Below are 25,032 nucleotides of genomic sequence, written 5' to 3' on the forward strand. Positions count from 1 at the left end.
ACGCTCCGGGGCGCTACCCGATGGGCCAGGTGTGTACGGGCTCGTTGTCCGCCTGGTTGACGCTATAGCGGCGCAGCATCTCGCGGAGCGCCGCGATCCGGTCGAGGTTGCGGTCCCGCTCCAGGGCGCGCACGGTCTCGGTCTGCCACACCGCCCCGTTGCGCCGCTCGACGCAGCGGGCTTCGATGACGCCGAGAAGACGGTCGCGGGTGGACGGATCGACGCCGAAGCGGTCGAGCCCGTCGTACGCCTTGGGGAGCAGCTTCTCCAGGACGAGATCCGTCACTCTCATCTCACCGAAGCGCGGCCACCACAGGCTGGAGGCGATGCCGTCCCGGGCCGCCGTGTGGAAGTTCTGTTCAGCGGCCGAGAAGGTGAGCTGCGTCCAGATCGGGCGGTCGGCCTCGGCCAGCTCGCGTACCAGCCCGAAGTAGAACGCGGCGTTGGCGAGCAGGTCCACCACCGTGGGTCCGGACGGCAGGACCCGGTTTTCGACTCTCAGATGCGGCCGGCCGTTCATCACGTCGTACACCGGACGGTTCCACCGGTAGACGGTCCCGTTGTGCAGCCGTAGCTCGCCGAGGTGGGGCACGCCCCCGTTGTGCAGCACCTCGACCGGGTCCTCGTCCTCGGTGATGGCGAGCAGCGGCGGGAAGTACCGCACGTTCTCCTCGAACAGGTCGAAGATCGAGGTGATCCAGCGCTCACCGAACCAGACCCTCGGGCGTACTCCCTGGGCTTTGAGTTCGTCGGGGCGGGTGTCCGTGGCCTGCTCGAAGAGCACGATCCGGGTCTCGGACCACAGCTGGCGGCCGAACAGGTAGGGCGAGTTCGCGCCGAGGGCGACCTGGATGCCGGCGATGGCCTGGGACGCGTTCCAGTAGCAGGCGAAGTCCTCGGGCGCCACCTGGAGGTGGAACTGCACGCTCGTGCAGGCCGCCTCCGGCACGATCGAGTCGGTGTACGCCTGCAGCCGCTCGGGGCCCCGGATGTCGAGGAACATGTCCTCTCCCCGGGCAGTGATGATCTGCTCGTTGAGTACCCGGTAGCGCGGGTTGGCCGAGATGTTGTCGAGGACCGTGTGCGCCTGGGTGAGGGTGGGCAGGATGCCGATCAGCACGAGTTGGGCGTCGTGTTTGTGCGCCCGCTCGTTGGCGTGGGCGAGGCTCGCGGACACGTCCCGCTCGTACTCGTCGAACCCGTGCCCGGCGATGAGCCGCGGCCGGACGTTGATCTCCAGGTTGAACTGGCCGAGCTCGGTCTGGAACGAAGGGTCGGCGAGATCCGCGAGCACCTCGGCGTTGCGCATGGCCGGCTGGGCCTCGCCGTCGATGAGGTTGAGCTCGATCTCCAGCCCGGTCGTCGGGCGGTCGGCGTCGAAACGGAAGTCATGGAGCATCAGCGCGAACACGTCCAGGCACCGGCGGACCTTCTGCCGATAGCGCGCTCGATCTTCGCGGCTGAAAGTAGCCTGCGAAACGTCCTTGCCCATCGACGAATCCACCCCTGCCCGTGTCCTCGGACCTCAACCGTAGGAGCGCGTCCGCCGACACCGCTAGGGGCAAACCGGACCCCGTTCAGCGCAGGGTAAGCAACAGGGTGCGGATGGTTCGGGCCCTTGAACAGATACGTGAAAGCCGCGGGTCACCTCGCGGTTCCCGCGGCTTTCACGGAACGGAACTGCCCGCTCAGGCCTGCCGGATCGCCTCGGCCTCGATCTCAATCTTGATCTTCTTGCCGACCAGCACGCCGCCGGCCTCGAGGGCCTGGTTCCAGGTCATGCCGAACTCCTCGCGGTCGATCTCGGTGCTCGCGTTGAAGCCGATGACCTCCTGGCCCCACGGGCTGGTCGCGAGACCCTCGAACTCGACGTCGAGGGTGACCTCACGGGTGACGCCACGGATGGTGAGGTCGCCGACGAGCTTGAACTCGCTGCCGTCGAGGTCGACCAGGCGGGTGCTGCGGAAGGTCAGCTCCGGGTAGGTCTCCACGTCGAGGAAGTCGGGGCTACGGAGGTGGTTGTCGCGGTCGCCGACACGGGTCTCGATGCTCGCGGCGGGGATGCGCACGGTCACCGTCGAGGCCAGCGGGTCCTCCGCAACGGTGATTTCACCGCTGACCTCCGTGAAGTTACCGCGTACCTTGCTCACCATGAGGTGGCGAGCCACGAAGCCGACCCGGGTGTGCGTGGGGTCGAGAGCAAAGGTGCCGGCGGTGGGGATGGTCAGACCGGCAAAGGTGCGGCTGGTGGCGGGTGCGGACATCAAGGGCCTCCCAGGTTGGGGGTGGTGCTTTAGTTGACCGCTCAACTATATCCTCAACAACTTTCCTCTTGTCAAGTACCTGCTGGTAAGGTGGTTATGTGACCGAGCACCTGTTCGATGACCGACGAATCACAGCCATGGGCCTGTTCACCGAGGCGTTCACGGGCCTGACCGCGCGCGTCTCCGGACAGCTGGCGACCCATGGGTTGTCGCTCGTGGAGTTCGAGGTGCTCATACGGCTGGCCCGCTCCCCCCGCAGCCAACTGCGGATGACCGATCTCGCCGCCCAGACACAGCTGACCACCAGCGGCATCACCCGCGTCGTGGACCGGCTGGAACGCACCGGCCTGGTGCGCCGCGAGGCCTGCCCGACCGACCGGCGCAGTTCGTTCGCGGTGCTCACCGACGCCGGCCGGACCCGCATGGAAGAGGTACTGCCGGGTCACCTCGAACTGATAGAGCACTGGTTCACCGGCCGGCTCATGCCGGACCAGCTGAGCCAGCTGCTCGACTCGCTGCGCGTCGTACGCGACGCGGTCCGCCCCGAGGCGACCTCCGGCGCCGCCAGGAACGCGAGCGAGTGCGAAACCAGGTGAGCAGCCGCCGAGGCGCCGACCGGCAGGAGTAGCGGCAGGACTTGCGCCCGAGTCGGACTAACGACGCCAAAAGGGAGTAATCCATTGACCGCGTTGAGTAATCTTCCCCTCGGGAGGCAGTAAAAGGGGATCGGCACGGGCGAAGCGGTGGGGCCTGGGGGGCCTTCGCCCGTGCCGCCCCTGTCTCCGCCCCAGCGCCTCAGCCCCGGGGCCGCCGCCCCCGGGGACAGCGACCCCGGCGCAGAGATCAACCGGTTTCCAGCAGGGCCAGGTCCCGCGGCAACAGGACCTGGCCGGTGCGCCGGCACATCGCCCGGAGCTGAGCGAGCGCGGATGCGCGGTCCGCCGGACCGTCCGTGCTCGCCGCGACTCCGACCAGCGCCTCCACGACATCACGCGCGTCATGGCGACCGAAGAGGGCCGCCGCGGCCGCTTCGAACAGCTTCGCAGCGTACGCCCGCTCGCCTCGCGCCCGCGCAAGATAGCCGCCGATCATCGCCTGCGTACCCTCCGCCGGCGCCCCGATCTCCGCCAGGGTCGACCGGACCGCCTCCGCCTCGGCCCACGCGCCCGACTCGGCCAGGGCCAGCCCGACCGTAGCCAGTGCGCGTACCCGGTGGCCGGGATCGCCGACATCCGTCAGCAGCGCGAGGGCACGCCGACCGAACTCGACCGCCGGTTCGTACCGCCCCTCCAGCCGGGCGACCTCGGCCAGATCCACGAGCGCGATGGCGCACAGCCGCGTGTCGTCGCCGGCCAGCCGGGTCACCGTGTCGAGCCGTCGCCTTGCTCCGGCCAGGTCACCATTTCGGACGTCGTGCCAGGCCAGGCCGCGGTGGGCGACCAGGACCTCGCGCGAGCGACCGGTCCGGGTGGCCAGGTCGAGCATCTCCTCCCCGTGGCGCCGCGCGTCGTCATGCCCGCCGACCGCCCGCCACAGGGCGCTCAGGCAGTCGTGTGCGGCCAGCTCGCCACTCACGTCGCCGAGGGCGGCGAACGTTGCGAGCGCCTGGCGCGCGCCGGTCAGCTCGGCCAGGCCGTCCCCATGCTCGATGGCCAGCGTCGCGGCGCCGAGCTGCGCCCACGCGCGTACCTCCGGATCCGCTTCGGCGCTGCGCGGGTCGTCCAGCAACCGGCGCAGCCACGCTCTGCCCTCGGCGTCCCGCCCCCGAAACCGCCACCAGCGGGTGAGTGCGGCGGCCAGCCGCAACGCGGTCGGCGGGTGTATGTCCGCCGCGTACTGGAGAGCCCCCAGCAGGTCGCTGAGCAAATGGTCGAGGAGCGAGACGGCGCCCGGCATGCCGGGCCCGGCGAGCGCGGGCGCTGTCCGCGCCGCGAGGCGGGCGAAGAGCCTGGCGTGGCGGCAGCGCACCTCCGCGAGGTGGCCGTCGTCGGTGCAGCGTTCGAGGGCGAAGTCGTGCACGACATCCAGCAGCCGGAACCGGAGCGGGCCGGTCGCCCGCACGCTGACCAGACCGAGCCCCACGAGCCGATCGAGAACCGCTTCGGCCTGATCGGTGACGCCACCCAGCAGCTCCTCGGCCAGCTCCACCGACCACCGGCCGGCGAACACGGCGAGCCGCTCGAGCGCCGCCTGTTCGGTCGCGTCGAGCAGCCGGTAGCTCGCGGCGACCGCGTCGCGCAGCGTCTGACCGGCTGGGCGCTGGTCTCCGAGATCGAGGAGGCGATGGCCGTACCGGTCGAGGATCTCGGTCAGTTCGAGCACCCGGCCGCGGGCGGCGGCCAGCTCGATCGCGAGCGGAAGACCACCCAGGCGGCGCGCGAGTTCACCGAGCACCGGCACGTCGGCCGGCGTCACGGGGTGACGGCGCACCTGCCGCAGCCGCTGCAGAAACAGCGACACCGCCGGGTACTCGGACAGCTCGGCGAGGTCGGACGTCGGCCGGCGGGGTGGCACCTCGAGCGGGGAGACCGGCCACGTGACCGCGCCCGGCAGGTCGACCGGTTGGCGGCTGGTCACCAGGATCCGCAGCGCCGGAGCGTGCGCGCGCAGCCAGGCGAGCGCGGTGGCGCAGGCCTCGGGCGCCCGGTCGGCGCCGTCGACCATCAGCAGGGTGGGCCTACCCGCACATCGCTCGGACAGGTCGGCGGCGAACCCCACACCGAACACCGAGGCGGTCGCGGCGAGGACATCGTCGGACTCCGACACGTCAGCGATGGAGATGCCGGCGACGCCGCCGGGAAACCGATCGGCGACGCGGTGCACGACCGCGAGGGCGAGACAGGACTTCCCGACGCCGGCGAGACCGATCAGCACGACGTCGTACGCCGGCAACAGGTCGGCCAGGTCACGCAGGTCCGCGTCGCGTCCGACGAGGGGAAGCGGCGGGGGTAGCGCGATGGTGTTCGTCGTCCGTGCCACGGCCGGGCCGACCGCCGTATCCGCGGCTGCCGGCGCGCGCGGTCCGCTGCGCGCGAGCGTCACGAAGCGGATCCGCTCGTCCCCGGTCAGCCCGAGCGCATCGGCCAGCAGGTCGACGGTGCCTCGCTGGGGCCGGACGGCGCGTCCCCGCTCCAGCTCGCGCACGGTCCGGACGCCGAGCCGGGCTCGGGCGGCGAGCTCCTGCTGTGTCAACCCGGCGGCCCGGCGGTGAGCCCGCAGGGTGGCGGCGAAACCAACACCGGGTGTCGGTTCAGGATCCGGGATCACGCCTAGGAAGGCTACGCAGATAGGCCATTGAGGCGAACCGCTTTGTCCCCGTAATGACCGCCACTCGCAAAAAACACGACCCTTTGCGGGCTTGTGCAATTTACGGCGTGTGCGGTGCCGAACGGTCCATCTGTCAAGTGCCTTGCTTGTTTTGTACGGCCGAAGCGATAATGCGGGCGCGCAGGTATCGATCACTATGCGCCTCCCCCCCCTTCGCTTTCACAAAAGGAACAACGTGCGCAGACGCCCTGTCGCCAGGCTGGCGATCGCGGGACTGGTCACGGCTGCGGCCCTGGTTACGGGAACCGTCCCGGCCGCCGCCGGCCCGTCGACACCACTACCCGGCCACAACTCCCCAGCGACACGTTCCACCGCGGTGAGCGGTGCGAGCCCTCAGGCCACGTCCTGCGTCTACCCACCGTTCGCGCCCGGGTCGGGGTCGCTGTCGGTACGGGCGGACTTCAACGGTGACGGATACGACGACGTCGCGCTGTTCTACGACTACGGCGGCGGACATGTCGCGCTGTTCACGATGTCCGGGCACGGCTGCAACTCGATCGACCAGCCGGTGCGCCGCTGGGACGCCCCGTACTGGGGCGGTGGCACGAAGTTCGTCACCGCCGGCGACTTCAACGGTGACGGCAGGACCGACGTCGCGCTGTTCTACGACTACGGCGCCGGGCACGTCGCGCTGTTCACCCTCACCGCGAACGCCAACGGTGACGGCGGCTTCGCCGCACCGGTACGCCGCTGGGACGGCCCGTACTGGGGCGGTGGCACCAGGTTCGTGCCCTCCGGTGACTTCAACGGTGACGGGAAGTCCGATCTCGGCCTGTTCTACGACTACGGCGCCGGGCACGTCGCGCTGTTCACCCTGACCGCGAACGCCGGTGGAGGGGGCGGCTTCGCCGCGCCGACGAGTCGCTGGGACGGCCGCTACTGGGGCAGCGGCACCAGGTTCGTCAACGCGGGCGACTTCGACGGTGACGGCGCGGACGACCTGGCCCTGTTCTACGACTACGGCAACGGGCACGTCGGGCTGTTCACGCTGAGCGCCAACGGAAGCGACACCTTTACCGGGCCGTTCACCGGCTGGAACGCCCCGTACTGGGGCAGCGGCACCGCGAAGATGGCGGTCGGCAACTTCAACCAGGACGGCAACGACGACATCACGCTCCTCTACAACTACGGGGGCGGACACGCGGCGCTGTTCACGCTGACGGCCAGCGCGCCCGGAGACCGCACCTTCGCCGGCCCCACGCTGATCTGGGACGACACCGCGTGGTGGGCTGACGCGACCAAGGCCGTCATCACCGGTGGCTTCTTCGCCGGTGCCGTGCGGGACGGCATTGTCCTGTACCGGGAGGACTCCACCGGCCATGCGCGGCTGTGCATCGCAAGCCCCAACGGCGTGGACGGCAACTCCCCGCCCGGGTGCATCTGGGACGCTCCGCACTGGGGCACCGGGACCCGGGCGGCGTTCTGACGCACCGGCATGAAGACGGCGGGCGGTCGATCGCGACCGCCCGCCGCGCCCTCGGCCGGACGGTTACAGCCCCAGCTCCCGAGCAATGATCATCCGCTGGACCTCGGACGTACCCTCGCCGATCTCCAGGATCTTCGAATCGCGCCAGAAACGACCCACCGGGAACTCGTTCATGAAGCCGTACCCGCCGTGGATCTGGGTCGCCTCGCGCGCGTTCGCGACCGCCGCCTCGCTGGCGTGCAGCTTGGTGATCGCGGCGACCCGCTTGACGTTCTCGCCCGCCACCAGCCGGGCCGCGGCGTCGTAGTAGGCCAGCCGGGCGGTGTGCGCCCGCATCTCCATGTCGGCGATTTTGAACTGGATCGCCTGGAAGTCACCGATGGGGTGGCCGAACGCGTGGCGTTGCGTCGCGTACTTCAGCGACTCGTCGACACAGCCCTGCGCCAGCCCGACCGACAGCGCGGCGATGGCGATCCGGCCCTCGTCGAGGGTCCGCAGGAACTGCGCGAAACCACGCCCGCGCTGGCCGAGCAGGTTGGCGGCCGGTACGCGTACCTCGTCGAAGCTCAGCTCATGGGTGTCCGAGGCGCACCAGCCGACCTTCGAGTAGCCGGGCTGGACGGTGAAGCCGGGCGTACCCGACGGGACCATGATGGCCGAGATCTCCTTGCGGCCGTCCGGCGTCTCGCCCGTCACGGCCGTCACCGTGACGACTGCGGTGATGTCGGTGCCCGAGTTGGTGATGAACGCCTTTGACCCGTTGATGACCCACTCGTTGGTCGACTCGTCCAGCCGGGCCCGCGTCTGGGTGCCGCCGGCGTCTGAGCCGAACCCCGGCTCGGTCAGGCCGAAGGCCCCCAGGGCTTCCCCGCTGGTGAGCTTCGGCAGCCACTCGCGCTTCTGCTCGTCGGTGCCGAACCGGTAGATCGGCATCGCGCCCAGCGAGATCGCCGCCTCCAGCGTGATGGCGACGCTGGAGTCGACCCGGGCCAGCTCCTCCAACGCGAGGCAGAGCGCGAAGTAGTCGCCGTCCATCCCGCCGTACTCGGCCGGGAAGGGCAGGCCGAACAGGCCCATCTTGCCCATCTGCCGGATGATCTCGTACGGGAACGCGTGCCGCTCGTAGTAGTCACCGATCACCGGCGCGATCACGTCCTGCGCGAACTCGCGGACGGTCTGCCGCAGCGCCTCGTGCTCCTCGTTGAGCCTGAAGTCGGGCATCGAATGCTCCTTGGGAACGGCTAGACGGGTGTGACGCCGTGACGGCGCCGGGAGAAGTGGCGGTCCTTGCCCGCGGCGGCGGCGAACCGGCGGATCAGCTCATCCCGCAGCTCGTGCGGCTCCACGATCGCGTCGACGACGAGCTCGCTGGCCAGGCGAACGACGTCGATGTCGCGCTCGTACTCGGCGCGCTTCGCGGCGACGAACTCCGCCCGTTCGGCCTCGTCCTCGATCGCCGCGATCTTGTTTGCGTACACGGCGTTGACCGCGGCCTCCGCCCCCATCACGGCGATCTTCGCGGTGGGCAGCGCGATCGTGGCGTCGGGCTCGAAGCCGGGGCCGGCCATCGCGTACAGGCCGGCGCCGTAGGCCTTGCGCACGATGACGCAGATCTTCGGTACGGTCGCCTCGCTGATCGCCGTGATCATCTTCGCGCCGTGGCGGATGATCCCCTGCTTCTCCACCGCCGAGCCGACCATGAACCCCGGCACGTCGGACAGGAACAGCAGCGGCACGTTGAACGCGTCGCAGAGCTGGACGAACCGGGTCGCCTTGTCGGCCGAGTCGACGAAGAGCACCCCGCCCTTGAACATCGAGTTGTTGGCGACGACGCCGACCACTTCGCCGGCGAGGCGCCCGAAGCCGACGGTGAGCTCCTTGGCCCACAACGGCTGGATCTCGAAGAAGCTGCCCTCGTCGAGCAGGCCCTTGGCGTACCGGCGCATGTCGAACGCCTGGCGCTCGCTGGCCGGCACGAGCGCGGCCAGGTCCACCTTGGACGGCGCGTCGACCGCTTCCGCCTTGGGCGGGGACTGCGTCCAGTTCGACGGCAGGTAGGACAGGTACCGCTTGACCGTGTCGATCGCCTCGACCTCGGTCTTGCACAGGAAGTGCCCGACCCCCGACTCGGCACAGTGGACCTTCGCGCCGCCCATGGCCTCGAGCGTGGTCTTCTCCCCGGTCACCATCTCGACCATGCGGTCGGAGCCCAGGTACATGCTGGCGTTGCCCTCGACCATCGCCACGACGTCACAGAACGCCGGGATGTACGCCCCGCCGGCCGCGCTCGGCCCGAACAGCGCGCACGCCTGCGGGATGCTGCCGGAGGCGCGGACCTGGTTGTAGAAGATGTTGCCCGCGCCGCGCCGGCCGGGGAACAGCTCCACCTGGTCGGTGATGCGCGCACCCGCGGAGTCGACCAGGTAGACCATGGGCACGCCGGTCTTGTACGCCCGCTCGATGATCCTGATGATCTTTTCGACGGTACGGGCGCCCCACGACCCCGCCTTGACGGTGGAGTCGTTGGCCATCAGGCAGATCTGCCGCCCGTCGACCGTGGCGGTGCCGGTGACGACCCCGTCGGCCGGCAGCCCCTCGGCGAGGACGTTGGCGTACGTCCCGTCCTCGACGAACGAACCCTCGTCGACCAGGAGCGCCACGCGCTCGCGGGCGAACAGCTTGCCCTTCGCCGCGTTCGCCGCGTGGTAACGCTCGGCGCCCCCGGCACGTACCCGCTTGCGCAGTTGCTCCAGCGTCTCCCCGTCTAGGGTCACCGAACACCTCCGGACAGCACTACCTGAACGATCGTTAGGTTAGCGCATCCGGGAGGTGGTATGCGAGGCGCTCGGTCAGCGCATGTCCGGCAGCCTCGGCCCGGCGCGGAGCACCCCGGACGGAAGCTCGCGCCCCACGATCTCCTGTGCCAGCCGGGCGGCGTCGAGCAGCGCGGCCAGGTCCACCCCGGTCTCGATGCCCATGTCGTGCAGCATGTGCACCACCTCCTCGGTGGCGACGTTGCCGCTCGCGCCCGGCGCGTACGGGCAGCCGCCGAGCCCGCCCACGCTCGCGTCGAACTCCGTCACCCCGAGCTGGAGCGCCGCGTACACGTTGGCGAGCGCGGTGCCCCGCGTGTTGTGGAAGTGCAGCAGGATCGGCAGGTCGGGATGGCGTTCGCGGACCCGGGAGACGACCGCGACCACCCGCGGCGGGGTGGCCATGCCGGTGGTGTCCCCGAACGCGACCCGGTCGGCGCCGTCCGCCACCACCCGGTCGATGATCGACGCCACCCGGGCCGGGTCCACGTCGCCCTCGTACGGGCAGCCGAAGCTGGTCGCGACGATCACCTCAGCCCGCGCGCCGGCATTGTGCAGCAGGTCGATCAGCGCCGCGATGTCGTCGAGCGACTCATCGGTGGACCGGTTGAGGTTGCGCCGGTTGTGGGTGTCGGAGGCGGAGACCACCACCTCGATCTCGGTGAAGCCCGCGTCGAGGGCCCGCTGCGCGCCACGGCTGTTGGGTACGAGCGCCGAGTACCGCACCTGTGGATTCTTCGACGCCGCCTTCCAGACCTCGTCGGCGTCGGCCATCTGCGGGATCGCCTTCGGGTGCACGAAGCTGACCGCCTCGATCCGCCCGACCCCGGTCGCCGTCAGCGCGTCCAGCAGCCGGACCTTGGCCTCGGTCGGCACCGGATCCTCGTTCTGGAGCCCGTCGCGCGGGCCGACCTCGCGGATCGACACCGCGCTCGGCATTGCGCTCATTTCTTCTCCCGCATGCGGCCCACGATGCCGGTGTCGTAGTCGCCACTGACGAACTCGGGGTTGTCCAGCAGCTCGGCGAAGAAGGGCAGGTTGCACTTCGGCCCGGCGATCTCGAATCCGGCGACGGCATCCCGGGCTCGCGCGAGGGCCGAGGAACGGTCCGGGCCCCACACGACCAGCTTGGCCATCAGCGAGTCGTAGAACGGCGTCACGGTCGTGCCGGCCGCGTACCCGCTGTCCACGCGTACGCCCTCGCCGGCCGGCTCGTTCCACGTGGTGATCGCGCCCGGCCCGGGCAGGAACCGCTTCGGGTCCTCGGCGTTGATCCGCAGTTCGATCGCGTGCCCGTTCGGGGTCAGCTCGCCGAAGGTCGGCGGCAGGCCCGAAGCCACCCGCAGCTGCTCCTCGACCAGGTCGACGCCGTACACGAGCTCGGTGATCGGGTGCTCGACCTGCAGTCGGGTGTTCATCTCAAGGAAGAAGAAGTCGCCGGTGGTCGGATCCAACAGGCACTCGACGGTGCCGGCGTTGCGGTAGCCGACCGCCTCGCCGGCACGGACGGCCGCCGCCAGCAGGCGCTCGCGCAGCTCCGGCGACACCGCCGGAGAGGGCGACTCCTCGGCGACCTTCTGGTTGCGCCGCTGCACCGAGCACTCCCGCTCGCCGAGAGCCACCACGCGGCCGTCGGCCAGCCCCAGAATCTGCACCTCCACGTGCCGCACCCGGGGGAAGTACCGCTCCAGCAGCACCGAGCCGTCACCGAACATGCGCTCGGCGAAGGCGCGCACCTTCTCGTACTCCGTGCGCAGGCCGGCCTCGTCGGTCGCGACCCCCATGCCCATGCCGCCGCCGCCCGCCGCGGCCTTGACCATGATCGGGTACCCGATCTGCCCGGCGGCTGCGACCGCGTCCTCGACGCTGGCGGCGGGGTCCGTGGTCCCCGGCGCGACCGGCACGCCGGCCTGCGCCATCAGGTTACGCGCGTTGATCTTGTCGCCCATCGCCGCGATCGCGTCGGGGCCGGGCCCGACCCACACGATGTTGTGGGCTTCGACGGCACGCGCGAAGTCGGCGTTCTCCGACAGGAAGCCGTAGCCGGGGTGGATCGCCTCGGCACCGGTCGACTTGGCGGCGGCGAGGATCGCCTCCACGTTGCGGTAGGACTGCGCCGGGTTCGCCGGGCCCAGCAGGACGGCCTCATCGGCCTCGGTCACGAACGGCATGCCGGCGTCGGCCTCGGAATACACGGCGATGGTGCGGATACCGAGCCGCTTCGCGGTCCGAATCACGCGGCGGGCTATCTCTCCCCGGTTGGCGACGAGAAGCGAACCGATCACTGCGGCCTCCTGTGTGCTCAATGGTCGTCACGCTGCTCACGGATCCCTGTGGACAAACCTGTGGATCCAGGCTGTACGAACCTGTGGAAAAAGCTGTGGGATTCCCTCACCCGTAAGAGTGATTCAACGGTCTCGTATTGTCATCTCGGCAGCTCGTCGGCGGTGCGGAGCGCCGCCGACGAACCGTCTCAGCCCTGCAGGGCCGCGAGGGTCGCCGCCCGCAGCAGGTCGGCCCGGCGCTCCCGATCGACCTCGCCACCGAGGAACGGCGTCGAGTTCATGAGGCCGAACGCGGCGTGCGCCAGTACCCGCGCCTCGCCGGCGGACAGCTCCGGGCGCAGGGCGGTGAGGGTCTTGACCCACTCCTCGACGTACAACCGCTGCAGCCGCCGGATCTGCCGGCGCGGCTCCTCGGGCAGCCGGTCGAGCTCGTGCAGGTGCAGCGCGATCACGGCGGGGTTCGCGAGCGCGAAGTCGACCTGGAAGTCGATCAGTGCGGCAAGCGCGTCCCGCGGTCGGCCGACGTACTCGGCGTTGCGCTCCCGGCCACCGGCTAACAACTGCTCACTCACCGGCATCAGCGCCGCGATCAGCATCGCCTCCTTGCCGGCGAAGTGGTGGTAGAGCGCCGGCCCGGTGACGCCGGCCGCCGCCCCGATGTCGTCCATGGAGACGCCGTGGTAGCCGCGGGCGGCGAAGAGCCCCATCGCGATCTCCAGGATCTCGTCCCGGCGGGAGCGGCGCCGCGCGGGCGCAACCTGCTGGTCGGCAGTCATTCGTGAAGGGTAACCGGTTGTCAAGCGTCACCTGAACGATCGTTAGACATCCGAGGCTCGGTTCTTTTCGCACCTGCGGGTGCCGCCTCTTCGCCCCCGCCGCGATCGACGCGGGCCCGACCGGCGCGAGCGGGGCCGCTCGCACTCCGGCCGGGTCCGCCAAAAGTGATCAGCCCGGCAGCTTGCCGGTCAGGCCGACGGCTTGCCGGTCAGGCCGACGGCTTGCCGGTCAGGCCGACACCTTGCCGGTCAGGCCGGCAGTTTGCCCGGCTCGGCACCCCGGACGATCGGCGCCCGTACGAGGTTGCCCCACTCGGTCCACGACCCGTCGTAGTTTCGCACGTTCGGGTACCCGAGCAGGTGCGTCAGCACGAACCAGGTGTGCGAGGAGCGCTCGCCGATCCGGCAGTACGCGACGACGTCGTCGTCCCTGCCCAGACCCAGCTCGTCGGCGTAGATGCGCTGGAGCGCGTCCGCCGACTTGAAGGTGCCGTCGTCGTTGGCCGCCTGCTTCCACGGCTTGCTGACCGCACCCGGGATGTGCCCGCCGCGCAGCGCACCCTCCTGCGGGTAGTCGGGCATGTGCAGCAGTTCCCCGGTGTACTCGCCGGGCGAGCGGACATCGACCAGCGGCCGGCCGGCCCGGACGTGCTCGAGCACCTCCTCGCGGTACGCCCGGATCGGCGCGTCGTCACGCGTCACCACCGGGTAGTCGCCGGGCGCCCGCTTCGGCACGTCCCTGGTCAACTGCCGGCCCTCGGCGATCCACTTCTGCCGGCCACCGTCGAGGATCCGCACGTCCGGGTGGCCGAACAGGGTGAACACCCACAGCGCGTAGGTGGCCCACCAGTTGAAGTTGTCGCCGTAGAAGACGATCGTGTCGTCACGGCTGATGCCCTTGGCCCGGCACAAGCGGGCGAACCCCTCGGCGTCGAGATAGTCGCGGGTCACCTGGTCGTTGAGCTCGGTGTGCCAGTCGACCTTGACCGCGCCGGGAATGTGCCCGGTCTCGTAGAGCAGGACGTCCTCGTCGCTCTCCACGATCACCAGGCCGTCGTCGTCCAGGTGGTGCGCCAGCCAGGACGTGGTCACCAGACGCTCCGGATGCACATAGCTCTGCAGTTCCGGTGCGGGATCGTTGGGAAGGGCCATGCGCCCTACGCTACCCCCTGTGGATCAAGCGGGCAGCGGTGCCGTTCGACCGCCCGACCACCGGCGCACACCTGGGATACGGGACGGGGCCGCCGGCTCCGCCCGCCGTCGGGCCCCCGGGCTGTAACTCTGGCCGAACGGCGAGTTCAGGCGGGAATCGATCTCCATTAGTGTGGGTCAACTTTCTGATCAAGCAGTACACCGATGTGTCGAAATTAGGACTTAATGGGACATCAGGTACGTCGGGCCGTTCTCGCCGCGTGCGCCGGCCTGCTCGCGGCCGTGACGAGCGTCGCCGTGGCCGGCCCGGCTCACGCCGCAATCCCCGGCACGGTCACCGTCACCGTCACCGACTACACCGGCGCGCCCGTGGCCGGCGCCAAGATCGAGATGTCGCCCAACGGTCAGACCTGGTACCTGGCCGGCACCACGGGCACCGACGGGGGCCACACCCTCGGCGGCGTCACACCGGGCACCTACAAGGTGCGCATCCAGGCGCCCGGCGGGCTCGTGCAGTACGTACCGGGAAAGACCGTCGCCGATCAGGCCACCGCGTACCAGGTCCAGTCGGGGCAGACGACCCAGGTCACCGACCGGCTCATCGCGTCCGGCAGCGTGCAGATCTCACTGGTCGACCGGGTCAGCGGCGCTCCGGTGACGCGTGGCTGCGTCCGGATCGGGCCGAGTAACCGCGTCTGCGACCACGCCGACGGGCGGTACTTCTTCGCCGGCGTGCCGACGGGCCCGCAGACCATCGTCGTCGAGAGCACGAAGACAGCCTGGCCCGCATCGCAGGGGGTCACCGTGCCCGCGGGGCCCGCCGACTTCCCGATGAAGCTCGACCCGGCGGCGGCCATCCAGACCACCGTGCAGGCGGCCGACAACGCGGCGATCCACCCCAGCACCTGCGTGCTCGCCGTGTATCACGGCGCGGATGCGGCGACGAACACCAACTGTGACATCGATCCGGCCACCGGCAGCCTCCTGATCGGCCCGCTCGCGTCGACCGCGGTCCAACTGTTCGCGGTATCCGCCTCCGTGTTCGTTCCGGGCTCCCCGTTCAACCCGGTGTACGGGGCGCAGTGGGTCGGCGCGACCGGCGGCACCGGCGACCAGCGGCAGGCGTTGAAGGTGAACACGAAGGCCGGCACGGTCACCACGATCCCGCCGATCCGGCTCGACCACGCCGGCTCGATCGCCGGGTCCCTCGACGACCCCTACTACGGCGATTCCGGCACCTACGCCTGGGTACGGCCCTTCGGTCTCCAGGACGGTCTACGAAACCTGCCGGCGCCCGGCCTGGTCGACTACGCGTACGTCGGGGGCATCTACCGGATCAACGGGCTCGGCCCTTACGCGTGGCCGGTCCAGTTCGCGGGAGAGCGCGGCGTTTACGCGGAGCAGTGGTCGGGCAACGCGCCGGACCGTTACGCGGCGATCCCCGTCCACGTGGTCGCCGGCCAGACAGCCTCCCTGAACGCGACGATGACGTACGCCACCGGCGGCATCACCGGCCGGATGCGGCTGACGGACGCCGACACTCCGGCGAGCGGATTCTGGGTGAGCGCCACCAACGCGGTAACCGGAGACGACACCGGACTGGGCTACATGCTTCAGGGCAACTCGTTCGCGGTGGCCGGTCTCAATGCCGACCCCGTCGTACTGAGCGGCGGCTACGCCGGAGGCCCACCGTGCACGGCCACCCGCCGCACACCGACGCAGGGGCCCAACAGCCAGAACGTCGTACTCACCTTCCCCGCCGTCACGACCTTCCCGGCGACGGTCTCGTGCGGCTCGTTCGCGCCGCCCCGTACCGTACCGCCGGCGCTGACGTCGAAACCGGCCGCGTCGTACAACCCCGGTACCCACCGTCTCGACGTGTTCGCCAACGCCGGCGGGTCGGTGGTGGAACGGCTCTGGGACCCGAAGAGCGGCTGGTCTGCCCTGAACAACTTCGGCGGCAACATCGCGGGTGCGCCAACGTCCATCTACAACCCGCGGTACGGCACCACCGAGGTCTACGCGCGATCCGGCAACCACCTGATCTACAAGTACTCGGGCAACGGCTGGTCGAACTGGATCGACCTCGGCGGTGACCTCGCGGGTGACCCCGAGGTCATCTACAACCCCCGGTACGGCACCACCGAGATCTACGTCCGCACCAGCGCCAACCACGTCGCCTACAAGTACTGGAGCAACGGCTGGTCGAGCTGGATCGACCTCGGCGGGAGCCTCGCCGGCGACCCGACCCTGCTGTACAACCCCCGCTACGGCACCACCGAGATCTACGCGCGATCCGGCAGCCACCTGGTCTACAAGTACTGGGGCAACAGCTGGTCAGGCTGGATCGACCTCGGCGGGAGCCTCGCCGGCGACCCGACCCTGCTGTACAACCCCCGTTACGGCACCACCGAGATCTACGTCCGCACCAGCGCCAACCACGTCGCCTACAAGTACTGGGGAAACAGCTGGTCGAGCTGGTTCGACCTCGGCGGCAGCCCCGCCGGCGACCCACAAGTGATCTACAACCCGCGGTACGGCACCACCGAGATCTACGTCCGCACCAGCGCCCACCACGTGGCCTACAAGTACTGGGGAAACAGCTGGTCGAGCTGGTTCGACCTCGGCGGTGACCTCGCGGCGGACCCGGCGGTCATCTACAACCCCGGCACCACCAACACCCATATCTACGCCGACGGTGACGGTTACCTGTACGAGAAGTACTGGGACGGCCAGGCGGGCGCCTGGACCACCTGGACCAACCTGTCGCCGTAGCCCCCACCCCGCTCACGGTCCCGGCCGGGCTTCTCCGTTGCGGAGAAGCCCGGCCGGCGCGTTTTCCGTGCGGGCAGCGGCGCCTGCGGTGAGTTTCAGTCCGTGGGCGGAAGGACCGGCGCGAGCTCCGGGCGCTTGGCCGTCACCAGGTCGCCCGACGAGCGGCCCTGCACCCGCCGCTTGACCCACGGCGCCAGGTAGCGCACGGTCCACCGGGCGTCCGCGGCGCGCGCCATCGGCCAGGACAGCGGGCGCGGCGCCGGGGGCACGTCCATCCAGGTCGGGTCGGGTATCAGCCCGAGTGCGGTCAGGACGTGGCCGGCCACCCGGTGGTGCCCGGCCGTCGACAGATGCAGGCGGTCCTCGCTCCACATCGCGGTGTTGAGCGACAGCTCCTCGTCCGACCACAGGTCGACCAGGAACGCGCCCTGCCGGGCGGCGACCTCCGCCGCGGCGTCGTTGAGGTACGACGCCCGGGGCACGATGATCCGCCGGCCGGGCAGTCGGCGGGACAGGTCCGCGAAGCGGAACAGGATCACGTCCGCGCCGGCGCTCCGCAGCTGCGTGAGGACCTCCTCGAAGCGGGCCACCAGAGCCGGCCCGTCGAAGTTGGGGCGCAGGGCGTCGTTGCCGCCGGCGGCGAAGCTCACCAGGTCCGGACGCATCGCGAGGGTGGGCGACAGCTGCTCGTCGACCACGGCGTTGAACAGCCGGCCACGGATGGCGAGGTTGGCGTAGTGAAACTCCTCACCCCGGGCGGCCGCCTCGGCCGCCAGCCGCTCGGCGACCAGGTCGGCCCAGCCCCGGAACCCGTTGCCGCTCGGGTCATGGTCGTTCATGCCCTCGGTGAAACTGTCCCCCACAGCCACGAAGCTGTGCCACGCCATGTCGTACCCCTCTCCGGCGAGGAATCTTGACAAATGCTAAGCATCGGCGGCGGTGACACGGCACGGGGGCGACGTACGGCACGGGGCGGGCCGCCGCGGCCCGCCCCGTGTCGCACGTGATCTGTCCTCAACTGGTCAGCATCGTCAGGTTCTTGAGCGCCGCCGGCTCGTCCCACCGGTTCAGCTCGGCGCCATCCGCGGAGACGATTACCAGCTGATTGTGCTGATCCCCCTTGACCCGCAGCACCATGCTGCCGTCGCCCCGGAAGAGGGCCTGGAGGAGCCGGCTGTCCGGCACGGGCAGCTTCACCTTCTGGCCGGTACGGGTGTCGATCACGGCGTTGCTGTACAGGCCGCGGGACACGTCACCGACCGGCGTCGTTCCGTCGCTGAGCCAGAGCGCGATCTGCCGCCCCTGCGGGGAGACGCTCTCCAGATGGCCACTGTAAGGCGGCGTACCAAAGTTGTTGATGCCCGGCACGGCGCGCTGGCCGGAGCCGTCCGGCTTCGCCACGAAGATCTTGCCGTTTCCGTCGGCGTACCCGATCGCCGCGCCGTCGGCCGCCCAGGTCAGGTGGCAGCCCTGGATCGCGGTGGCCAGCGGGGTGAACGCGCCCGTCGTCACGTCGATCAGCCCCTGTCGGGCATTGGCGGAGCCGTCGGCGGAGACGCTGACCAGCAGCCGCCGGGAGTCGCTGCTCCAGGCCGGCTCGGCGCACTGGCCGTCCACATGCTCACGGAGTACCCGGTCCCGGCCGGTACGCACGTCCACCAGGTGCAGCGCGGACGTATCACCGCGCACGTAACTCACCCAACGCCCGTCCGGCGACACGTTGACGTTAAAAGTGACGGCGAAGTCCACCGGAAGCTTCGCGATGGCCTTCGACTGGGTATCTCCCGGCAGCCATGACACCACGAAGCCCGAGGGATCGGGGCTGAGGTCGCCGTAGTACAGCGGACCGACGGTCACGGTCGCGCCGCTTTCCGAGGCGGCCGGGGTGGATGAGGCACTCGGCTCGGGCGTCGTGGGCTCCGGCGCCGGTGACGAGGGCTGCGGCTCCGGGGTTGCCGAATCGCTGGCCGCCGGCGTGTGCGGGGCCGTGCGCTGGGGCAGCACCTGACCGACACCGGCCGCGGTGACGCCGAGAAGCACGACGGCCGCGGCCGTCACGGTGACCGAGCGCCGGACCGCGAGCCGCCGCGAGGTACGCAGCGCCCGGTCGCGCAGATCCACCGGCTGTGCCGTCTCGGCAAGGTCGGCGAGGGCGTCGTGGAGCGGGCCGGGAGCGAAGTCGTTCATCTGGCGCTCTCCTTGCGGACGTAGAGATCGGCAAGCTCGGGCGCGACAGTGCGCAGCCTGGCCAGTGCCTTGGCGGTCTGGGACTTCACGGTGCCGACGGTGACGCCCAGCAGCTCGGCTGCCTCGGTCTCGGTGCGGTCTTCGAAGAAGCGCAGCACCAGGACGGCGCGCTGCTTGTTCGACAGCTTCAGCAGCGCCGCGCGCAGCGCCAGCCGCAGGTCACTACGGTCGTGCGGGTCGCGGTCCGCGGTCGCCGGCTCGGGCAGGTCCCCCGGGAGGGACTCCGCCACGCGGCCGCGCCGCCACCACGAGACCTGCAGGTGGTACATGACCTTCCGGGTGTACGCCTCGGCGTTGCCGCTGGCGTGCAGCCGCTTCCACGCCCGGTGGGTACGGGCGAGCGCCGACTGCACGAGATCCTCGGCGAGGTACTGGTCGCCGGTGAGCAGGTACGCCGAGCGCAGCAAGGCTGCGGTGCGCCCCCGTACGAAGGCGTCGAACTCGTCGGCCGAAGCGTCCATGCTCGCCAATCTCCGCTGGTGGTCGAAAGGGTCGGGCGGCGCCGGCGACCCCAGGTCAGTCGGTCGCGTCATGGTCATCGTCTTCTCCACTGGCGTGGTGAGGTGATTCGGCCGCCGGCGAGCCGGGGATCGATCGTTGTCGCCAGCCATGACGCATCCCGCCCGGTCTACGGTTGCCGGTCGGCCGGAACTTTCGTGAAGCGGTCAGCGACGACCACGTACGCTGCGGTCATGCTTCTGCGCCTGTCCAACCTGTTCGTCCGTACGCTCCGCGAGGACCCCGCGGAGGCGGAGGTACCAAGCCACCGGCTGCTGGTCCGCGCCGGCTATGTGCGGCGCGTCGCGCCGGGCGGGTACGCCTGGCTGCCGCTGGGCAAGCTCGTACTCGACCGGGTCGCGGCGATCGTCCGCGAGGAGATGAACGCCATCGGGGCGCAGGAGGTGTCGTTTCCGTCGCTGCTGCCGCAGGAGCGCTACGAGGCGACCGGCCGGCTGCGTGACTACGGGCCGGACCTGTTCCGCCTGAAGGACCGGCGCGGTGCGGGGTACGTCCTCGGCCCGACCCACGAGGAGCTGTTCACGCTGCTCGTGAAGGATCTCTACGCGTCGTACCGCGACTACCCGGTGACGCTGTACCAGATCGGCACGAAGTTCCGCGACGAGGCGCGGCCGCGCGGCGGCCTGCTGCGCGGCCGCGAGTTCCTCATGAAGGACGCGTACTCGTTCGACCTCGACGACGAGGGTCTGCGCCGGGCGTACGCGGCCCAGCGGGAGGCGTACATCCGCGTCTTCGACCGTCTCGGCCTGGATTACACGATCGTGGCGGCGATGGCCGGCGCGATGGGCGGATCGGCCTCCGAGGAGTTCCTGGCGCCGTCGCCGGCCGGCGAGGACACCTACGTCGCGTGCACGGCCTGCGACTACGCCGCGAACACCGAAGCGGTCGCGACCCCGGCGCCGCCCGCCGCCACCGACGTCGAGCACCCCGCGTCGACCGTCTTCGACACCCCGGGCACGCCGACGATCGATTCGCTGGTCGAGTACGCGAACTCGGTCGCCACGGGCGGACGCACGGACTGGACGGCCGCGGACACGCTCAAGAACGTCGTTCTCCAGGTCGGCGACGAGCCGCTCGTCATCGGCCTGCCCGGCGACCGCGACGTCGACCTGAAGCGGGTGGAGGCCGCCCTCTACCCCGCGACGGGCGAACTGTTCGACGACTTCAGCTCGTACCCAGACCTGGTACGCGGCTACATCGGCCCGCAGGTACTCGCCAAGCTCGGCATCCGGTACCTCGTCGACCCGCGGGTCGTACCCGCGACCGCCTGGGTCACCGGCGCCAACGAGCAGGGCAAGCACGCGATCAACGTGGTCTGCGGCCGCGACTTCGTCCCGGACGGCACGATCGAGGCGGCCGAGGTGCGGGCGGGCGACCCGTGCCCGAACTGCGCCGCCCCGCTGGAGATACGCCGGGGGATCGAGGTCGGCCACATCTTCCAGCTGGGCCGCCGGTTCGCTGACGCCTTCGGCTTGGACGCGCTCGGCCCCGACGGTCAGCCGGTACGGGTCACGATGGGCTCGTACGGCATCGGGGTGTCGCGGGTGGTCGCCGCGATCGTCGAGCAGCACCACGACGAGCGCGGCCTGAACTGGCCGGTGTCGGTCGCGCCCTGCCAGGTCCACGTCATCGCGACCGGCAAGGGCGAGCAGGCCGAGACGGCGTCCCGGCTCGCGTCGGAGCTCACGTCGCGCGGCATCGACGTCCTGCTCGACGACCGGCCCGGGCTGTCGGCCGGGGTACGGTTCGCCGACGCCGAACTGCTCGGCATGCCGGTCGTCGTCGTGGTCGGCCGGCGCCTGGCCGAGGGCTACGTCGAGCTGCGCTCGCGGATCGACGGCTCCCGCTCGGACGTACCCGTCGGCGGGGTTGTCGACCTGATTAGCGCACAGCTGGCTGGGTAACCGTCGGGGGTCTCAACCCATCGACGCCCCGGAGGCACCCGCATGCCGATGCAGACCGTTCGGGATGTGATGACGACCCGCGTTGTCACCCTGCCGCCCGAAACAACGCTGGTTGACGCTGCCCAGACCATGCGGCAGCAGGACATCGGCGACATCGTGGTGGCCGATGGCCACGGCCCTGCCGGTCTCGTGACCGACCGCGACATCGTGGTCCGCGCCGTCGCCGAACGGCGCGACCCTGGATCCACCACGATCGGCGAGATCCAGACGCCGGATCTGGTGACGGTGCGTCCCGATGACACCGTGCAGTCGGTGGCGCTACTGATGCGCGACAACGCGATCCGGCGGGTCGTCGTATGCGACCACGACGACCAGCTCGTGGGCATCGTCTCCATCGGCGACCTCGCCGAGGAGATCGATCCCGACTCGGTGCTCGGCGGCATCAGCCGGGCCAACCCGAACAACTGATCGCCGCACGCCCACCGGCGGGCGTGCGGCGATCAGGCCGTCGAGGCCCGCCGGGATACGCTTGACGCAATGAACATGCCTGCCAAGCTCGCCGAAATCGTCGACGAGTTCGCCTCCGCACCGCGCGACGTGGTGCTGGAGATGCTGCTCGAGTACGTCGACGCCCTGCCCCCGCTGCCGTCGGACCTGGCCGGCCACGAGGGCATGGAACAGGTACCGGAGTGCCAGACCCCGTTCTTCCTGCGCGCCGAGGTCCAGCCCGGCCGCCGCGTCGAGATGTGGTTCGACTGCCCACCGGAGTCGCCCACCACCCGGGCGTTCGCCGGCATCCTGGCCGAGGGACTGACGGACGCGACCGTCGACGAGGTGCTGGCCGTACCCAACGACCTGTACCAGCGGATGGGCCTGGCGGCCGCGATCAGCCCCCTGCGGGTACGCGGTGGCAGCGCGATCCTCGCCCGCCTCCAGCGCCAGGTCCGCGAGCAATCCTGACGCTTTCGTTTCACGTGCAACGGTATGGCTAGGCGTCGATCGGTCGGGCCAGACCTTCGATCACCTCGGCCCCGGGCAGCCGCGTGAAAGCCGCACCGGGCAGGGCGATCTTGCTGTGCCGTACGCCGCTTCCGATGATCACGTACGGCGTCGCCGCCACCCGCGAGTCGACCAGGATCGGCCACGACGCCGGCAGCCCGATGGGCGTGATGCCGCCGTACTCCATGCTCGTCTCGGACACCGCGGCCTCCATCGGCGCGAAGCTCGCCTTACGTACGTCGAGCCGCCGCCGCGCGACGCCGTTGACGTCCGCCCGGGTCGTCGCGAGAATCACGCACGCGGCGTAACGCGTCTCGCCTTCGCGCTTGCCCGCCACGATCACACAGTTCGCCGACTCCTCCAGGCCCACGCCGTACGCCTCGCAGAACGCGGCCGTGTCGGCCAGCGCGGCATCGATCGGCGCGACCAGGACCTCGGGCTCGTCCCAGTCCTGCAATGCGGCCAGGACCGCGGCCGCCACGAGGTCCGGGCGTTCCCGGGCGGGTTCGGTCTTCAAGCTCCCCATCACGCCCCCATCCTGTCCAGATCTCCGGCCGCCGGTCAAAACCGGCTCGCTGACGTGTGTGCCGTAGCCGCCTGTCGGGTAACGGGCAGCCATGAGCGAACCCACGGACGATCGCGTCGACAGCCGGGCCGCCGGACTGCTACCGGAGGAGCGGACCGCGGGCAGCGACAACCCTCGCGCCCAGGCCGCCGAGATCCTGCGGGAGTCGGACATCCGGGAAAACGATCTCGATGCGGCACCCGATTCGTTCGTGGAGCATCGGACGTCCGAGCAGACCGTGACACCGCCGCACCCGTAGGTGACTGTCCCCACCAGGCCGGCAGGGCCGGCTGTCCCCGCTCGGCCGGCACAGCCGGCTGTACCCCATGGTGTCGCACATCTTCGGTACCGTGACGGGCCGAAGAATGTGTGCTGGGGGGGTGAGGGCGGCCATGGCGATGCCATTCAACGCTGCCGGGGAGGACGCCGACGCCTGGGTCGACACGTGGGCGGCGAGCGTTTCGGCCCGTGCGCAGGCGGCTCGGGAGCTTTCTGAACGGGTGTCGATGCTGTCGGTCTCGGCGTCGAGCCGCGACGGCGCGGTCGAGGTGACGGTTGCCGGTTCCGGGGTCATGACCGATCTGAGGCTCGACGAGCGCGTGCGCAACTGGCCGGCCGACCGGATCGCGGCCCAGGTGATGGCGGTGATGCGGCGGGCGCAGGGCTCGCTGGCCGGGCGCGTTGCGGAGATCGCCGAGGAGACCGTGGGGGCCGACTCGGAGACCGGGCGGGCCGTGGTGGACGGGTTCGCCCGGCGCTTCCCGCTCCCGCCGGACGACGGGGACGACCGGGACGACCGGGACGGCGGGGACGGCCGACGGCACGGCGACGACCACCGCTAGGGCGCCGCACGGGAGTGGCGCGCCGGGCCGCCGCAACGGCCCGGCGCGCCACCGCCCTCGACGATCGCTGTCGGCCCGTGCGCCGGGGATATAGTCCGGAAATCATGAGACTCCTGGTCACCGGCGGTGCCGGCTTCATCGGCTCCCACTTCGTACGGACCCTCCTGGCCGGCGAGCGTGAGGGGTTGGCCGGCTCCTCGGTGACCGTTCTCGACAAGCTCACCTACTCGGGAAACCGGGCCAACCTGCAACCGGTCGCGGAGCACCCCGGCCTGACCTTCGTCGAGGGCGACATCTGCGACGAGACGCTGGTGGACCAGGTGGTTCCCGGCCACGACGCGATCGTCCACTTCGCCGCCGAGTCACATGTCGACCGTTCGATCACGGGGTCGAAACCGTTCGTCGTGACCAACGTGCTCGGCACCCAGACACTGCTGGATGCCGCTGTCCGGCACGGCACCGGGCGGTTTCTCCACGTGTCGACCGACGAGGTGTACGGCTCGATCCAAACCGGTTCCTGGCCGGAGGACTCGACGCTGGCGCCCACCTCGCCGTACGCGGCGTCCAAGGCGTCGGCGGACCTCCTCGCCCTGGCGTACCACCGCACACACGGCCTCGACGTCGTCATCACCCGCTGCTCCAACAACTACGGGCCGTACCAGTTTCCGGAGAAGGTCATCCCGCTGTTCGTCACGAACCTGCTCGACGGACGCACGGTGCCCGTGTACGGCGACGGCGAGAACGTCCGGGACTGGCTGCACGTCGACGACCACTGCCACGGCGTCACGCTGGCGCTCACCCGTGGCCGGGCCGGCGAGGTGTACAACCTCGGCGGCGGCACCGAACTGACCAACAAGGAGTTGACCGGGCTGCTGCTGGAGGCCGGCGGGGCCGGTTGGGACCGGGTCGAGTACGTGCCCGACCGCAAGGGCCACGACCGCCGGTACTCGCTGGACACGACGAAAAGCACCCGGGAGTTGGGGTACGCGCCCAGGGTGCCGTTCGAGCGCGGTCTCGCCGAGACCATCCGCTGGTACGCCGACAACCGCGCTTGGTGGGAGCCGTTGCGACAGAAGGCCCTGGTTACCCGCTGACCCAGGCGTGTTGAGGTCGCCCGCGCCGACTCGTCGGACGGTCT

General features: G+C 70.3%; 22 protein-coding genes. 9 read left to right on the forward strand and 13 right to left on the reverse strand.

Translation table 11 applies throughout. From position 1 onward, the window contains the following. Positions 1–13 precede the first annotated feature (13 nt). The gene (locus tag HC031_RS03470) at positions 14–1,492 is read right to left on the reverse strand and encodes a glutamate-cysteine ligase family protein (RefSeq protein ID WP_167923685.1); all 1,479 of its coding nucleotides are present in this window, start codon (positions 1,490–1,492) and stop codon (positions 14–16) included. 196 nt (positions 1,493–1,688) lie between these two features. Further along, entirely contained in the window at positions 1,689–2,264 is a 576-nt protein-coding gene (locus tag HC031_RS03475; protein WP_167923686.1) for a YceI family protein, read from the reverse strand. Positions 2,265–2,401: 137 nt separating this feature from the next. Between HC031_RS03475 and HC031_RS03480 the strand changes: the two genes are divergently transcribed. Beyond that, the gene (locus HC031_RS03480; RefSeq protein ID WP_205862265.1) at positions 2,402–2,860 is read left to right on the forward strand and encodes a MarR family winged helix-turn-helix transcriptional regulator; all 459 of its coding nucleotides are present in this window, start codon (positions 2,402–2,404) and stop codon (positions 2,858–2,860) included. 247 nt (positions 2,861–3,107) lie between these two features. Here HC031_RS03480 and HC031_RS03485 read toward each other — a convergent pair whose 3' ends face one another. After that, complete coding sequence (locus HC031_RS03485; protein ID WP_167923688.1) at positions 3,108–5,531, reverse strand: helix-turn-helix domain-containing protein; 2,424 nt, start codon at positions 5,529–5,531, stop codon at positions 3,108–3,110. A 376-nt stretch (positions 5,532–5,907) separates the two neighbouring features. Here HC031_RS03485 and HC031_RS03490 point away from each other — a divergent pair, with 376 nt between their 5' ends. Further along, positions 5,908–7,017 (forward strand): FG-GAP-like repeat-containing protein, encoded by a 1,110-nt coding sequence (locus HC031_RS03490; protein ID WP_167923689.1) that lies wholly within the window; start codon positions 5,908–5,910, stop codon positions 7,015–7,017. Positions 7,018–7,080: 63 nt separating this feature from the next. Here HC031_RS03490 and HC031_RS03495 read toward each other — a convergent pair whose 3' ends face one another. The 6 genes from HC031_RS03495 to HC031_RS03520 all read right to left on the reverse strand — a co-directional run bounded on the left by HC031_RS03495 (position 7,081) and on the right by HC031_RS03520 (position 14,043). Beyond that, the gene (locus HC031_RS03495; RefSeq protein WP_167923690.1) at positions 7,081–8,238 is read right to left on the reverse strand and encodes an acyl-CoA dehydrogenase family protein; all 1,158 of its coding nucleotides are present in this window, start codon (positions 8,236–8,238) and stop codon (positions 7,081–7,083) included. 20 nt (positions 8,239–8,258) lie between these two features. Continuing rightward, on the reverse strand, positions 8,259–9,791 hold the full coding sequence (locus HC031_RS03500) for a carboxyl transferase domain-containing protein (protein ID WP_167923691.1): 1,533 nt from the start codon (positions 9,789–9,791) through the stop codon (positions 8,259–8,261). 75 nt (positions 9,792–9,866) lie between these two features. Continuing rightward, complete coding sequence (locus HC031_RS03505) at positions 9,867–10,778, reverse strand: hydroxymethylglutaryl-CoA lyase (protein WP_420813593.1); 912 nt, start codon at positions 10,776–10,778, stop codon at positions 9,867–9,869. Beyond that, positions 10,775–12,115, reverse strand: a complete 1,341-nt coding sequence (locus HC031_RS03510) for an ATP-binding protein (protein WP_167923692.1) — start codon at positions 12,113–12,115, stop codon at positions 10,775–10,777. Before HC031_RS03510 ends, HC031_RS03505 begins: the two co-directional genes overlap by 4 nt. A gap of 188 nt (positions 12,116–12,303) precedes the next feature. After that, on the reverse strand, positions 12,304–12,891 hold the full coding sequence (locus HC031_RS03515) for a TetR/AcrR family transcriptional regulator (RefSeq protein WP_167923693.1): 588 nt from the start codon (positions 12,889–12,891) through the stop codon (positions 12,304–12,306). A 249-nt stretch (positions 12,892–13,140) separates the two neighbouring features. Then, entirely contained in the window at positions 13,141–14,043 is a 903-nt protein-coding gene (locus tag HC031_RS03520; RefSeq protein WP_167923694.1) for a sulfurtransferase, read from the reverse strand. A gap of 225 nt (positions 14,044–14,268) precedes the next feature. Between HC031_RS03520 and HC031_RS03525 the strand changes: the two genes are divergently transcribed. Next, positions 14,269–16,818 carry a PLL family lectin gene (locus HC031_RS03525; RefSeq protein WP_167923695.1) on the forward strand — a complete coding sequence of 850 codons (2,550 nt, stop codon included), beginning with the start codon at positions 14,269–14,271 and terminating at the stop codon, positions 16,816–16,818. A 95-nt stretch (positions 16,819–16,913) separates the two neighbouring features. On the opposite strand, the gene HC031_RS03530 is transcribed toward HC031_RS03525, so the two are convergent. The 3 genes from HC031_RS03530 to HC031_RS03540 form a co-directional block, all read right to left on the reverse strand. Next, entirely contained in the window at positions 16,914–17,705 is a 792-nt protein-coding gene (locus tag HC031_RS03530; protein WP_167924022.1) for an SGNH/GDSL hydrolase family protein, read from the reverse strand. Positions 17,706–17,832: 127 nt separating this feature from the next. Beyond that, the gene (locus tag HC031_RS03535; protein WP_167923696.1) at positions 17,833–19,005 is read right to left on the reverse strand and encodes a TolB-like translocation protein; all 1,173 of its coding nucleotides are present in this window, start codon (positions 19,003–19,005) and stop codon (positions 17,833–17,835) included. Further along, positions 19,002–19,526 carry a SigE family RNA polymerase sigma factor gene (locus HC031_RS03540; RefSeq protein WP_167923697.1) on the reverse strand — a complete coding sequence of 175 codons (525 nt, stop codon included), beginning with the start codon at positions 19,524–19,526 and terminating at the stop codon, positions 19,002–19,004. The genes HC031_RS03535 and HC031_RS03540 overlap by 4 nt, the downstream gene beginning before the upstream one ends. Before the next feature lie 231 nt (positions 19,527–19,757). Here HC031_RS03540 and HC031_RS03545 point away from each other — a divergent pair, with 231 nt between their 5' ends. The 3 genes from HC031_RS03545 (at position 19,758) to HC031_RS03555 (ending at position 22,448) form a co-directional block, all read left to right on the forward strand. Next, positions 19,758–21,488, forward strand: a complete 1,731-nt coding sequence (locus HC031_RS03545) for a proline--tRNA ligase (RefSeq protein ID WP_167923698.1) — start codon at positions 19,758–19,760, stop codon at positions 21,486–21,488. A 48-nt stretch (positions 21,489–21,536) separates the two neighbouring features. After that, positions 21,537–21,956, forward strand: a complete 420-nt coding sequence (locus HC031_RS03550; RefSeq protein WP_167924023.1) for a CBS domain-containing protein — start codon at positions 21,537–21,539, stop codon at positions 21,954–21,956. Positions 21,957–22,031: 75 nt separating this feature from the next. After that, a complete protein-coding gene (locus tag HC031_RS03555) occupies positions 22,032–22,448 on the forward strand; it encodes a SufE family protein (protein WP_167924024.1) in 417 nt (138 codons plus the stop codon). A 28-nt stretch (positions 22,449–22,476) separates the two neighbouring features. Here the strand turns inward: HC031_RS03555 and HC031_RS03560 are convergent, their stop codons facing one another. Further along, complete coding sequence (locus HC031_RS03560; protein ID WP_167924025.1) at positions 22,477–23,013, reverse strand: YbaK/EbsC family protein; 537 nt, start codon at positions 23,011–23,013, stop codon at positions 22,477–22,479. Positions 23,014–23,104: 91 nt separating this feature from the next. Here HC031_RS03560 and HC031_RS03565 point away from each other — a divergent pair, with 91 nt between their 5' ends. The 3 genes from HC031_RS03565 to rfbB all read left to right on the forward strand — a co-directional run bounded on the left by HC031_RS03565 (position 23,105) and on the right by rfbB (position 24,988). Next, positions 23,105–23,311, forward strand: a complete 207-nt coding sequence (locus tag HC031_RS03565) for a hypothetical protein (protein WP_167923699.1) — start codon at positions 23,105–23,107, stop codon at positions 23,309–23,311. Between the two features lie 133 nt (positions 23,312–23,444). Continuing rightward, a complete protein-coding gene (locus HC031_RS03570; protein ID WP_167923700.1) occupies positions 23,445–23,894 on the forward strand; it encodes a YbaB/EbfC family nucleoid-associated protein in 450 nt (149 codons plus the stop codon). A 104-nt stretch (positions 23,895–23,998) separates the two neighbouring features. Beyond that, positions 23,999–24,988 (forward strand): dTDP-glucose 4,6-dehydratase, encoded by a 990-nt coding sequence (gene rfbB, locus HC031_RS03575; RefSeq protein ID WP_167923701.1) that lies wholly within the window; start codon positions 23,999–24,001, stop codon positions 24,986–24,988. The last annotated feature ends 44 nt before the right edge of the window (positions 24,989–25,032 follow it).

It is taken from the genome of Planosporangium thailandense, from assembly GCF_011947195.1.
Taxonomy (GTDB): Bacteria; Actinomycetota; Actinomycetes; order Mycobacteriales; family Micromonosporaceae; genus Planosporangium; species Planosporangium thailandense.

What these genes read in the sequence shown, in the direction of transcription:
- HC031_RS03470 (WP_167923685.1), bottom strand. Translation starts at nt 1,492, where the DNA reads ATGGGCAAGGACGTTTCGCAGGCTACTTTCAGCCGCGAAGATCGAGCG.
- HC031_RS03550 (WP_167924023.1), top strand. Translation starts at nt 21,537, where the DNA reads ATGCAGACCGTTCGGGATGTGATGACGACCCGCGTTGTCACCCTGCCG.
- HC031_RS03520 (WP_167923694.1), bottom strand. Translation starts at nt 14,043, where the DNA reads ATGGCCCTTCCCAACGATCCCGCACCGGAACTGCAGAGCTATGTGCAT.
- HC031_RS03495 (WP_167923690.1), bottom strand. Translation starts at nt 8,238, where the DNA reads ATGCCCGACTTCAGGCTCAACGAGGAGCACGAGGCGCTGCGGCAGACC.
- HC031_RS03545 (WP_167923698.1), top strand. Translation starts at nt 19,758, where the DNA reads ATGCTTCTGCGCCTGTCCAACCTGTTCGTCCGTACGCTCCGCGAGGAC.
- HC031_RS03535 (WP_167923696.1), bottom strand. Translation starts at nt 19,005, where the DNA reads ATGAACGACTTCGCTCCCGGCCCGCTCCACGACGCCCTCGCCGACCTT.
- HC031_RS03515 (WP_167923693.1), bottom strand. Translation starts at nt 12,891, where the DNA reads ATGACTGCCGACCAGCAGGTTGCGCCCGCGCGGCGCCGCTCCCGCCGG.
- HC031_RS03540 (WP_167923697.1), bottom strand. Translation starts at nt 19,526, where the DNA reads ATGGACGCTTCGGCCGACGAGTTCGACGCCTTCGTACGGGGGCGCACC.
- rfbB (WP_167923701.1), top strand. Translation starts at nt 23,999, where the DNA reads ATGAGACTCCTGGTCACCGGCGGTGCCGGCTTCATCGGCTCCCACTTC.
- HC031_RS03480 (WP_205862265.1), top strand. Translation starts at nt 2,402, where the DNA reads ATGGGCCTGTTCACCGAGGCGTTCACGGGCCTGACCGCGCGCGTCTCC.
- HC031_RS03570 (WP_167923700.1), top strand. Translation starts at nt 23,445, where the DNA reads ATGGCGATGCCATTCAACGCTGCCGGGGAGGACGCCGACGCCTGGGTC.
- HC031_RS03505 (WP_420813593.1), bottom strand. Translation starts at nt 10,778, where the DNA reads ATGAGCGCAATGCCGAGCGCGGTGTCGATCCGCGAGGTCGGCCCGCGC.
- HC031_RS03565 (WP_167923699.1), top strand. Translation starts at nt 23,105, where the DNA reads ATGAGCGAACCCACGGACGATCGCGTCGACAGCCGGGCCGCCGGACTG.
- HC031_RS03560 (WP_167924025.1), bottom strand. Translation starts at nt 23,013, where the DNA reads ATGGGGAGCTTGAAGACCGAACCCGCCCGGGAACGCCCGGACCTCGTG.
- HC031_RS03525 (WP_167923695.1), top strand. Translation starts at nt 14,269, where the DNA reads ATGGGACATCAGGTACGTCGGGCCGTTCTCGCCGCGTGCGCCGGCCTG.
- HC031_RS03475 (WP_167923686.1), bottom strand. Translation starts at nt 2,264, where the DNA reads ATGTCCGCACCCGCCACCAGCCGCACCTTTGCCGGTCTGACCATCCCC.
- HC031_RS03530 (WP_167924022.1), bottom strand. Translation starts at nt 17,705, where the DNA reads ATGGCGTGGCACAGCTTCGTGGCTGTGGGGGACAGTTTCACCGAGGGC.
- HC031_RS03555 (WP_167924024.1), top strand. Translation starts at nt 22,032, where the DNA reads ATGCCTGCCAAGCTCGCCGAAATCGTCGACGAGTTCGCCTCCGCACCG.